The organism is Streptomyces sp. NPDC033966 (assembly GCF_055575955.1).
The window spans coordinates 190,875-202,300 of record NZ_JBVIRQ010000003.1; the positions used below are offsets into that span (position 1 = coordinate 190,875).

Consider the following 11,426-nt stretch of genomic DNA (forward strand, 5'->3'; position numbering starts at 1 on the left):
GACGCTGAAGCAGGGCGGGAAGGACTGGGTCTCCGGCTCGGTGTCCAGGGACTGCAGCGCGAGGATCTGGGCCATGATGCCCTCTCTTTCTTCTCGGGGTCGTACCGTTCGGTACCGCGTACCCGGGCGCGGAGCTGCTCGCCGCCGCGCCCGGGAGTTCAGGGGGGATCGCCCGCCCGGTGCCGTCAGACGGCCGTCAGGAGCGGGCCGTCCAGCAGGCGGCGCAGGGCCAGGAGGACACCGGCGCCGCCACTGGACAGGTCGGAGGTGAAGCGCTGTGAACCCGCTCCGAGGAAGCGGACACCGCGCCGGTACGGGACGGCGTACTTCAGCAGGCCGGTCGCGGCGCGCACGGCGTCCCCGCGGGCGGCGTCCGTGCCGGTGAGCTCGGCGTGCCCGGTCAGGAACCAGGCCAGTCCGGCCAGCCCCCGGTACAGGCCCGCCTCCTTCGTGGCGCAGGAGACCCGGACGCCGGCGACCAGCCTCGGCAGCGCCGCGGCGCAGCGCTCGTCCGGCGCGGTGGCCACGTAGCGGGTGAGCACCGCCGCGACCCCGGCCGCGCCCGTGGCCAGGTACGGCATGGCACGGGTGAGCCGCGCGTCGTCGGAGACGGACAGGGTGCCGTCGCCCGGCGCGAAGGTCCGGTCGAGCTCCTGGTGGAGCAGCAGGCGGCCCGCCTCCAGGCAGCGGGCCTCGCCGGTCTCGCGGGCCAGGCGGTGGAGGAAGAGGGCGAGCCCCGAGCGGCCGTGCAGCAGACCGCGGGCGTCGTGCTCGCCGAGGACGGCCGGCAGGTCGGGGGTGCGCAGCAGGGCCTCCCCCGCCGCGGCGGCCCGCTCCAGGTGGCCGCTCTCCCCGGTCAGCCGGTACAGGGCGAGCCAGCCCAGGCCGACCCCGGCCCGCCCGCCGGCCAGGGTGCCGCAGGAGGCCGTGAGCGGGTGGCGGTCGGCGTCCCGGAGCAGGCCGACGGCCTCGTCCAGCCGGCCGAGGCCGGCCAGCACCCGGGCGACGCCGGCCGAGCCGACGAGCAGCCCGGGCGGCAGCTCTCCGCGCAGCGCCAGCGCGTCGCGGCGCAGGCGCTCGCCGATCTCCTCGGGCACCGCGACCCCGGCGCGCAGCAGGGCGTGCACCACCCCGGCCGTGCCGTAGGCCAGGCACACGTTGTTGGTCCGGAACGCCTCGGGCGAGGGCGGGAAGGCCCAGTCCGGCCGGTCGGCGTCAGCCGTCTCCAGCAGCCCCGCGGCCACCTCCCCGGCCAGCCGGGCGAGGCAGCCGCGCGGATCGGCGTCCAGCTCGGCGGGGGAGGGCGGCCGGCCGCCACCGTCCTCCTCGCGTGCCCGGTCCTCCGCCGGGTGGAAGGCGGTCGCCCGCCGCCACAGGTCCTGCGGCGGAGCCGCGTCCGCCAGGTCGCGGCGCAGCAGGGCGAGGTTGGCGGGCGCGTGTCCGGCGGTCTCGTTGAACGGCGCGAGGCAGGCGAGCGCGACCGCCGACATGCCGTACCGGTCCCGCAGCAGCGGATCGGTGGCGCCCCGGAGCAGCGCGGGCGGCGGCGTGAACCCCGGGGTGCCCATCGCGGAGGGTGGCGCGGACAGCGCCGAGGCCGCCTCGAAGTCCACCAGCCGGACCCCGCCCGACGGGGTGACCAGGACGTTGCCCAGGCTGAGGTCACCGAACCGGTAGCCGGCCGCGTGCAGCCGCTCCAGCGCGTCGTCCAGCGCGGCCAGCAGGCGCCGGCACTCCTCGTAGTACGCGGCGACGGACCCGGCCGTGCGGTCGGCACGGGCCAGCGGGGAGGAGCGGCTCAGCCAGCCCACCAGCGGCTGCCCCGCCACGTACTCGGTGACGAGGAAGTCGTGCTCCCACTCCGTGAAGTGGTCCAGCGGCTCCGGCCCCACCCCGGGGGCCGCCGCGTGCAGCTCGCGCAGCACGCGGTACTCGTGCCGCAGCCGCTGCTGCGCGTCGGTCCCGTCGAACACCAGGCCGTTGTGGGCGCGGGCCTCCTTGACGAAGACGGTGCGGCCGGTCCGCCGGTCCCGGGCCTCGTAGGCGCCGCCGGCGTTGCTCAGGCGCACCGCGCGGGTCACCTCGTAGTCGCGGATCAGGATCGGGCCCGCGTGCGGCTCCTCCTCCTGCTCGGCGAAGGGGTCCGTGATCCCCGCGGGCAGGTGGAAGGCGGGCAGCCGCAGGTCCGCGACCTCGCGGCCGGAACCGTCGCGGACCAGCCCCTCCCGGGTGCCGTCGGCCCGCAGCCGGCTGCGGCCCCCGAAGGAGCCGTAGCGGTAGTGCACCGTCCGCGAGTCGCGGTAGCGCCGGTCGGTGAGGACGTACGGCCCCTCCTCCCCGTCGAGCGCGTCGCGCAGGCGTTCCAGGAGCCGGCGGGCGGTCGCCGTGTCCGGCGGGTAGACGGCGCAGAACTTGCCCGACTGGGCCCGCCCGGCGTGCTTGTGATGGAGGAACAGGAAGAAGAGCCGGGCGCTGAGGTGCTTGAACGGCACGCCTTCGGAGAAGCAGATCCCGGCGACCGTGTCGAGCACGTGCTGCGCCCGGTCCAGCCGCGCCGACACGTGGATCTTCCAGCCCTGCCCGGCGAGCCCGGTCCGCGGACCGCCCCAGACCGTCCAGATGCCCTGGGCGGCGCCGCGCCGGCCCGGCGGCACCTCGCCGGGGGCGAAGCGCGGGCCGGGGTCGGCCACGCGGGTCAGCGGCAGGTAGTACTCCCGGTCCGCGAGCGCTTCGGCGAAGCCTTCGAGCACGGGATCTCCTCGCGGGGTGGTGAAGGGCGGCCACAACGGTCGTGGCAGACGCTAGGACCGGCAGGTATGGAAACGGTTCGGCGGCGCCATGCGACCGGTATCGGGCGGGATCGCCCCTCGGGACGTCACGGGTGCTCGCGACTCGCTCGCGGCCCGCTCGGGGCCGGGTCGAGGCAGGGTCGCGTCGGGGTGGAAAACATGGGGGACTCTTCCCCATGTGGCGGGGGTACCGCCCGTACCAGGATCGGGCGTGGCGCGGAGCGGTGCGGTGGGGCGGGGCCGAGGAGGGACGATGGTGGCTGGGCAGGGACGGGCCGGGGACTCACTGTCGGCGGTCGAGCGGTGGTGGGAGGCCGGGCTCGTCGGCGGTGGCGGCGGTGAAGGGCGGCCGGACTGGGCCGCGTTCGCCGAAGAGGTGTCGGCCGCCGCACCCGAGGAGGCCGTGGCGCCCGAGGGGGACCATCCGGGGCTGAGCGGCTTCGAGTGGGTGCTGAGGCCGTTCACCGTCCGCGCGGGGGACCGGCTGGAGCGCGGCGTGTCGGGGCGGGCGCGCGGGCTCGTGGACATGACCGCCGTACGGGACGACCTGGAGAGGCACCTCGGCGGCAGGCTGGCCCGGGCCGCGGCGCGGACGCTGGTGCTGGAGCTGTACGAGGCGCGGAGCGCCGGGCGGCTCGACGGGGACGACACGCGGGCCCGGTTCCGGGACTTCCTGGGGCGTACCGCGTCCCGGCGCGGTCTGGCGGCCCTGCTGGCCGGCCGGCCGGTGCTGGCGCGGATCCTGGGGCGGGCGGCGCTCGACGCGGCGGACGCCGTCGCGGAGGCGCTGGAGCGGCTGGCGGACGACCACGACGTGCTGACCGCCGGTCTGCTGGAGGATTCCGGCGGGGATCCGGGGCTGCTCGTCGGCGTCGAACCGGGCGCCGGCGACGGGCACCGGGGCGGGCGGAGCGTGATGCTGCTGCGCTTCGCCGACGGCACCCGGCTGGTGTACAAGCCGCGGCCGCTCTCCGTGCACCGCCACTTCAACGACCTCGTCGCCTGGTTCAACGGGCTGCCCGGCTCCGTGGACCTCCGTACGCTGCGGCTGCTGGACCGGGGCGACTACGGATGGGTGGAGTTCGTCGCCGCGCGGCCCTGCGCCTCCGGGGCGGAGGTCGAGGCGTTCTACCGGCGCCAGGGCGCGCTGCTGGCGGTGCTGCACCTGATCGACGGGACCGACCTGCACCACGAGAACCTGATCGCCGCCGGCGCCCACCCGGTGCTGGTCGACGTGGAGACCTTGTTCCACCCGCCGTTGGCGGGCACCGCCACGGAGGACCCCGCCGCCCGTGCGCTCCACGACTCGGTGTACCGGGTCGGGCTGCTGCCCCAGCTGCTGGTGGGCGACCACAGCGCCCTGGACGTGTCCGCGGTCGGCGGCGGCCGCGAAGCGGTGTCGCCCGTCGTCCGGGCGGACTGGGCCGACACCGGCACCGACCGGATGCGCCTGGTGCGCCGCGCCGGCCGGTTCGGCGAGTCCGCCAACCGGCCGCGCCTCGCGGACGGCGGACCCGTCGAGCCGGCGGCCCACGTCGAGGCGCTCTGCGCCGGATTCCGCGCCGGGTACTCGGCGGTCGCCGCGGCCAGGGAGGAACTGCTGCACGGGACGGACCTGTTGAAGGCGTTCGCCGAGGACGAGGTGCGGGTGCTGGTACGTCCCACCTGGGTGTACAGCACGATGCTCGACGAGTCGACGCACCCCGGTCTGCTGAAGGACGCGGGCGAGCGGCAGCGGGTCCTGGAGACCCTGCGGACCGACGCGCTCGGGGCGGTCCTCGCGTCCGACCTGGTGGACGAGGAGATCGCGCAGCTCTGGGCGGGAGACGTACCGCTGTTCACCGCCCGTCCGGGCCGGGACCGCCTGTGGGGTACGCCGGAACGGCCGCTGGGCGGCCGCGCGGAGCTGTCCGGGACCGCCCGGGTCGCCGCGCGGCTCGCCGCCCTGGACACGGTCGACCGCCAGGACCAGGAGTGGATCGTGCGGGCCTCGATGGCGACGGCCTCCCGCGCGCCCGCGCACCGGCCCGTCGAGGACCGGCGCACCCGTACGGCGGAGCGCGCCCCCGAGCCGGAGCGGCTGCTGTCGGCGGCCCGGTCCGTCGGGGACCGGCTGGTCTCCCTCGCGTACCGCGAAGGACCGCGCAGCAACTGGATCGGCCTGGAGCTCCTGGACGACCGCTACTGGCGGATCGGCCCGATGCCGGCCGACCTGGCCGGCGGGTACACCGGCCCGGCCCTGTTCCTGGCCCAGTTGGCGGCACTCACCGGGGCCGGTCACTACGCGGAGGCGGCCCGCACGGCCCTGGCGCCGGTGCCCGGGCTGCTCGGCGCGCTGCGCGCCCGGCCGGCGGACCTCGGCGCGGTGGGCTCGGGGGCCTTCTCCGGCCTCGGCGGCATCGCGTACGCGCTCGCCGAGACGGCACGGCTGCTGGACGATCCGGAGGTCGGCTCATGGGCGTCCGCCGCGCTGCGGCTGGCGGGCGCGGCGGCCCGGTCCGAGGGGGAGCACGGGGTGGGCGCGGGCGTCGCGGGCGGGCTCGTCGCACTGCTGGCCGCGCACGGGGCCGGGGCCGGTGCCGGGGAGGCGGGGCAGGAGACCTGGCGGGACGCGCGGGCCTGCGCGGAACGGCTGGCCGCGGTGGACCCCACGGCCGGCGGGCGGGGCTTCACGACGGGGGCCGCCGGGCTCGGCTGGGCCCTGCTGCGGTTCGCCGGGGCCGAGGCCGACGCCGACGCCGAAGGCGGTCAGCGGTACCGGCTCGCGGGCCTGTCCGCGCTGCGGGCGGCCGTGGCCGGGGAACCGGACGCAGGCCCGGGTCCGGGGGGCCACGAGGCCCGGGACCCGGGCTGGTGCCGGGGGCGCGCCGGCATCGCGCTCGCGGTGCTGGACGCGCCGGGCGCCCTGGACGACCCGGACCTCGCGGCCTGGGCCCGCAGGACCGTCGAAGGGCTGGGCCGGGACGGTCCGGCCGCCGACGACAGCCTCTGCCACGGCGAGGCCGGACTCTGCGAACTCCTGGGCCACGGCGCGGTCCCGGAGGTGCGCCCGCACTGGATCCGCCGGGCGGGAGCACTCCTCGCCTCCGCCGAGGAGACGGGTGCCCGCAGCGGCGCCCCGGACGGGGTCGCGCATCCCGGCCTGCTGACCGGGCTGGCGGGGATCGGGCACGGACTCCTCCGGGCGGGGTTCCCGGAACGAGTGCCCTCCCTGCTCCTCCTGCACACGTCCGGCCCGGCCTGACCCCCGCCGGGCACCCCGACCGCACGACCGCACGACCGGACCCACCGCACCCCCGCACGGCTCGGCACGACCACCACTCCCGCGGACCCGAAGGACGGACGATGACCATGCAGATCAACGACTCGGTGAGGTACGTCGACAGCAGCGCCGGCGCGGAGGCCGCCGCCCAGGACCACCCGGTCGGCGAGGTCGTGTTCGGGACGGGCGGCATGCTGGGGCTGCGCAGCCGGCTGCTCCGGTCGGCGGACTCCGACGCCGCCGCCTTCTCGGTGGACGTGCCCTGGACCACCGGCTCCCTCACGCTGTTCTGAGCGGAGGACGGGCACGCCGCCCCGGCGGCGTGCCCGGGACGATGCCGTGACGGACCGGGCGGAGGCCGGGGGGTTCCCCGGCCCTTTGCCGTGCCCGAACAAGGTCAAGTAGCCTGCGCCCATGCGAGCGACGTCGTCGGTCATCGTGGGGCGGGACGCCGAGATCCGGGTGCTGGACGAGGCCCTGGAGAGCGTCGGGAGGGGTGCCGGACGGGCGGTGTTCCTCCTGGGCGAGGCGGGGATCGGCAAGTCGCGGCTGGCCGGCGAGTCAGCCCTGCGCGCGTACGACCGGGACATGCCGGTGCTGCGCGGCCGTGCCACCTCCACCGGGCTCGTCGTGCCCTTCCGGCCGCTGGTCGAGGCGCTGTCCTCGCGGTTCCGGGCGGCGGGCGCCCCGGACGACCCGGAACTCCAGCCCTACCGGCCCGCGTTGGCCGGCCTGGTACCCGAGTGGCGGGCCGGCACGGTGGCGCCCGGATACGCGATCTCGCTGGTCGAACTGGCCGAGGCGCTGCTCAGACTGCTGGCGGTGCTCGGCCGGGAGCGGGGCTGCGTGATCCTGCTGGAGGACCTGCACGACGCCGACACCGAGACGATCGCGGTCGTCGAGTACGTCGTCGACAACGTGGCGGAGCTGCCGGTGCTCCTGGTCGGCACGCTCCGGCCCGACCCCGGCCCGGCGCTGGACCTCGCGCTCGCCGCCGAGCTGCGCAACACCGTGTCGCTGCGGGAGCTGGGGCCGCTGGACGGGGCCGCCGTGCGCGACATGGCGGCCGCGTGTCTGGACGTCGCACCGGCCGAGGTGCCCCCGGCCGCGCACCGGCACCTCGCGCAGTGGGCCGGCGGGAACCCGTACCTGGTGGAGGTGCTGCTGGCCGACCTGCTGGACACGGGACGGCTGAGCCGGGCCGACGGCGGGTGGCGGTTCGCGGAGCACGGCGGGGCGACGGTACCGGCGGGCGCGGTCCGCAGCTGGGCGCGCCGGCTGGACCGGCTCGACGAACCGGTGCGCGAACTGCTCCTCGTCGCGGCGACGCTCGGCGGCCGGTTCTCCGTCGGGGCCCTCAGGGCGGTGACCGGACTCGACGACCGGGCCCTGTTCGCCCACCTCCGGTCCGCCTCCGAGGTGGGGATCATCGCCCCGGACGGGGCCGCCCACGACCACTACGCCTTCCGGCACGCCCTGACGGCGGACGCCCTCAGGGCCTCGCTGCCGCCCGCCGAGCAGGCCGCGCTGGCCCGCCGGGCGGCCTCGGCCATCGAGGAATCCGCCGGTGAACTCGCAGGTGACCAGCGCCAGCTGGTGGCCGCCCTACGGTTGGCGGCGGGCGACACGGTGGCGGCGTCCCGGCAGTTCGCCGAGGTCGGACGGCAGATGCTGGACGCCGGCGCGTCGGGTTCGGCCGCCGTGCTGCTGGAGCGCGCCCTGGGGCTCGCGGCCGACGAGGAGCGGCACGAGGTCACGGTGCAGCTGGCGATCGCCCAGGCCGAGTCCGGGCGGCTCGACGAGGCGGCCGCACTGCTCGACGATCTTCCGCCGGTGCCCGCCGGGTCGCATGCCGCGGAGTTACGGGCCCAGGCGCACACGCAGGTCGCCTGGGTCGCGACCATGGCGGAGCAGAAGGAGGAGGCGCGCCGCCGGATCCGGGCGGCCCGCGCCCTGCTCGGCGCCGCCCCGCGCCCGGAGCAGGAGGCGGCGCTCGCGGTGGTCGAGGGCCATCTCGCGCTGCTGCCGGAGCAGGGCGGCCGGGGCGAGGGGCGCGGCCCGGTGGGCCGGGGCGGGGAGGACGGCCGCGAGCGACTGGAAGAGGCGGAACGTTCCGCCAGGCGCGCCGCGCTCACCGCGGAGCAGCGCGGCCGGCCCGTGGTGGCCTGCCAGGCGTGGCAGCTGCTGGCCATGCTGTCCCGGGAGCGCGGGTTCGACGAGGCCGACGCCTGCCTGGAACGGATGCTGACGGTCGCCGAGGAGCACCGGCTCGCCGTGTACCGGGCCGAGGCACTGGTGCGGCTCGGCACCAACGCGTTCATGCGGACCGGTGAGGCGACCCGCCTGGAGACCGCCCGCGCGGCGGCCCACGAACTCGGATCGCTGGCCCTGCTCCAGGCAGTCGACGGGTTCCTCGCCATGCAGAGCGTGCTGGGCGGGCGCTGGGACCGGGCCCGGGAGATCGTCGAGCGGTCGGTGGAGGCCAGCGCCCGTCTCCAGAACCTGTCGACGCACCGCTACCTGCTCCTCGTCGACGCGACCCTCGCGGCCCACCAGGGGAGGGCCCGCGAGCAGGAACGCGCCCTGCTCCGGTTCCGCCGGGCGGGCGGCGAGGAGTCCATGCTCGTGCCCCTGCAGCGCGGACTGTGCCAGGCCGTGGGCGCGCTGATGGGGGAGGACCGGGAACGGGCGAAGGCCGAGATCGGGGCGGCGCTGGCGTGGGAGCGGGAGCACCCGAGCTTCTTCTACCTCAGCGGCCGGTACGGACTGGGCCCCCTGCTGCGGATCCTCGACGGCGAGGAAGCCGGCCGGGAGGCGTACCGGGAGGCGCTGGCCTCCCCGGGCGGACAGCTGGCCTGGAACCGGATGTTCCTCGGCATGGCGGACGCGGTGCTGCGCGGCCGGGACGGCGACCCGGACGGTGCGCGGCGCGCCGTGGAGCGGGCCGGCCGCGCGGCGACGGTGTTCCCGCAGGCCTGGCACCTCGCCCTGCGGCTCACCGCCGAGGCGGCGCTCGCCGGCTCCTGGGGCGAGCCGGTCGCCTGGCTGCGGACCGCCGAGGAGTACTTCCACGAAGCGGGCGTACCGCCGGTGGCCGGGGCCTGCCGGGCCCTCATGCGGCGGGCGGGGGTCAGCGTCCCGCAGCGCCGCGGCGGCCGGGAGCGGATCCCGGCGGGTCTGCGCACCGCCGGCGTCACGCCGCGCGAGTACGAGGTGTTCGTACTGCTCGCGGAGCGGCCCGGCAACCAGCAGATCGCCCAGAGCCTGTGCATCTCGCCCCGGACGGTGGAGAAGCACATGGCGAGCCTGATGCTCAAGACCGGCTCCGCGGACCGCTCGGCGCTGTGCGCCCTGTCGGCGGAGTCCGCGGACAGCCCCTAGGGGCCCGCCGCCGGGATGGGGGCCGCTCCCGTCAATATGGGGGCCCGGTCCCCCATGACGCGGTCACGGGCGGCACGACTCTGCGGGCCCGGCACCGATGTGTGACGGTCACGGGCCGCCGATCATCGAGTGGACCGACCAACTCCCGTCACCCACGGAGGTTCGCTCGATGCCGCGTCCGTTCGCGCAGCCCGCAGCGCCGTCCGGCCTGCTGAGGTTCTCCGTCCTCGGCCCGCTCACGGTCCACCGGGACGGCCGGGCGCTGCCGCTCGGCCCGCTGAAGCAGCGGGTCGTGCTGGCGGCCCTGCTCGGCTCGGCCAACAGCCCGGTGTCCGTGGACGCGCTGACCGACGCGGTCTGGCAGGAGGAGCCCCCGCGCACCGCCCGCAAGAACCTCCAGGTGTACGTGAGTGCCTTGCGCACGCTGCTCGGGGATGACGACCCGGACCGGCCGCGGCTCACCCACACGGGCGGCGGATACGTGCTGCGCGTCGCGGAGGACGAGCTCGACCTCCTGCGGTTCCGCTCCCTGGTGCGGGCCGCCGAGGGGCAGGGGGCCCGCCCGGCGGCCCGACTGCTGCGCCAGGCCCTCGACCTGTGGCAGGGGCCGCCGCTCGGCGACGACCTGCGGCAGTCGCCCCGGCTCGCCGAGGAGGCCGAGCGGCTGGAGCTGCGCCGTCTGACGGCCTACGAGGGCTGGGCGGAGGCGGAACTGGAACTGGGCGGCGCGCCGGCGGTGGCCGAGGGACTGCGTGAACTGGTGGACCGCCACCCGCTCCGGGAACGGCTCCGCTCCGCCTGGATGTGCGCGCTGAGCGGGGCCGGCCGGCAGGCCGAGGCGCTCGCGGCGTACGACGAGTACCGGCAGCTCCTCGCCCGGGAACTGGGCCTGGAGCCGGGTGGCGCCATGGCCGCCCGCTACCGGGCGATCCTCGCCGGTGGCGACCGGACCGGGGCGGCCACGGCCCCCCGTCCGCGGGCCGCCCGGCCGCCGGCCGTCCTGCCGCCCGACCTCGTCGACTTCACCGGACACGGCGAGGAACTGCGGCACCTCGTCGGCCTCTTGGAGGACGACGGCGCCGACCGCGTCGCGCTGCTCTCGGGCCCCGCCGGGGCCGGGAAGACCACGCTGGCGGTGCGGGCCGCCCACCTGCTCGGCGACCGGTTCGCCGACGGGCGGCTCTGCGTCCGCCTGCGTGACGCGGACGGCCGTACCCGCCCGCTGTCCGCCGTGCTCGCGGAGCTCGGTGAACGGACCGGCCAGACCGGGCTGTCCGGGCCCGGGGCATGGCGGGAATGGCTGGCGGAGCACCGCGTGCTCGTGATCCTGGACGACGTGCCCGACGAACGCACCGTCCGGCCGCTGCTCCCGTGCGGCGGCCGGGGCAGGGTGCTGCTCACCGCGCGCGGCCAGCTGGGCGGCCTGGCACCCGTGCACCGGGTCTGCGTCCCGCCGCTCGGCACCGCCGATTCGGTGCAGCTGCTCGCGGGGCTCGTCGGCCAGGGCCGGGTGCGGGCCGACCGGGAGTCCGCACTGCGCATCGTGCGCGCCTGCGGCGGGTCGCCGCTGGCGGTCCGGGTGAGCGGGATGCGGCTCGCGGTGCTCCGCCACGTGCCGCTGCGGGAGTTCGCGGACCGGCTCACCGACCCCGCGGGGGCGCTGGACGAGCTGACCTCCGGGGACGTGTCCGTCCGGCGGTGGCTGGCCCACGGCTGGGAGGCGCTCCCGCAGGAGTGGGGCCGGGACGCGGGACGGCTCGCCGCGGGCACCGGGGAGGGCCCCTTCGGCCTGACCGAGGCGGCCGAGGCCCTCGGCTGCGACGAGCGGCACGCCGTACGGGTGGTGGAGGCGCTCATCGACGCCGGAATGGTGACGTCCCCCTGCGGCGAGGTCACCGCGCACGCGGCGCAGTACGAACTGCCCCACCTGATACGGATGTACGCGCGCGGCTCCGGCCTCGGCACCCCCGTGCTGACCTAGTGCCGTGTACGTA

5 protein-coding genes are annotated in these 11,426 nt (G+C 77.0%); 4 read left to right on the top strand and 1 reads right to left on the bottom strand.

Annotated elements, in window-relative coordinates; genetic code table 11:
• Window positions 1–185 precede the first annotated feature (185 nt).
• Entirely contained in the window at window positions 186–2,750 is a 2,565-nt protein-coding gene (lanKC, locus tag ACZ518_RS09860; protein WP_469112507.1) for a class III lanthionine synthetase LanKC, read from the bottom strand.
• Between the two features lie 292 nt (window positions 2,751–3,042).
• On the opposite strand from lanKC, the gene ACZ518_RS09865 reads away from it, so the two are divergent.
• The 4 genes from ACZ518_RS09865 (at window position 3,043) to ACZ518_RS09880 (ending at window position 11,413) form a co-directional block, all read left to right on the top strand.
• Window positions 3,043–6,033 carry a type 2 lanthipeptide synthetase LanM family protein gene (locus tag ACZ518_RS09865; RefSeq protein WP_469112508.1) on the top strand — a complete coding sequence of 997 codons (2,991 nt, stop codon included), beginning with the start codon at window positions 3,043–3,045 and terminating at the stop codon, window positions 6,031–6,033.
• Window positions 6,034–6,134: 101 nt separating this feature from the next.
• On the top strand, window positions 6,135–6,344 hold the full coding sequence (locus ACZ518_RS09870) for a hypothetical protein (RefSeq protein WP_469112509.1): 210 nt from the start codon (window positions 6,135–6,137) through the stop codon (window positions 6,342–6,344).
• Window positions 6,345–6,465: 121 nt separating this feature from the next.
• Window positions 6,466–9,432, top strand: a complete 2,967-nt coding sequence (locus ACZ518_RS09875; protein WP_469112510.1) for a helix-turn-helix transcriptional regulator — start codon at window positions 6,466–6,468, stop codon at window positions 9,430–9,432.
• Between the two features lie 169 nt (window positions 9,433–9,601).
• Window positions 9,602–11,413 carry an AfsR/SARP family transcriptional regulator gene (locus tag ACZ518_RS09880; protein ID WP_469112511.1) on the top strand — a complete coding sequence of 604 codons (1,812 nt, stop codon included), beginning with the start codon at window positions 9,602–9,604 and terminating at the stop codon, window positions 11,411–11,413.
• The last annotated feature ends 13 nt before the right edge of the window (window positions 11,414–11,426 follow it).

What these genes read in the sequence shown, in the direction of transcription:
- ACZ518_RS09875 (WP_469112510.1), top strand. Translation starts at nt 6,466, where the DNA reads ATGCGAGCGACGTCGTCGGTCATCGTGGGGCGGGACGCCGAGATCCGG.
- ACZ518_RS09865 (WP_469112508.1), top strand. Translation starts at nt 3,043, where the DNA reads ATGGTGGCTGGGCAGGGACGGGCCGGGGACTCACTGTCGGCGGTCGAG.
- ACZ518_RS09880 (WP_469112511.1), top strand. Translation starts at nt 9,602, where the DNA reads ATGCCGCGTCCGTTCGCGCAGCCCGCAGCGCCGTCCGGCCTGCTGAGG.
- ACZ518_RS09870 (WP_469112509.1), top strand. Translation starts at nt 6,135, where the DNA reads ATGACCATGCAGATCAACGACTCGGTGAGGTACGTCGACAGCAGCGCC.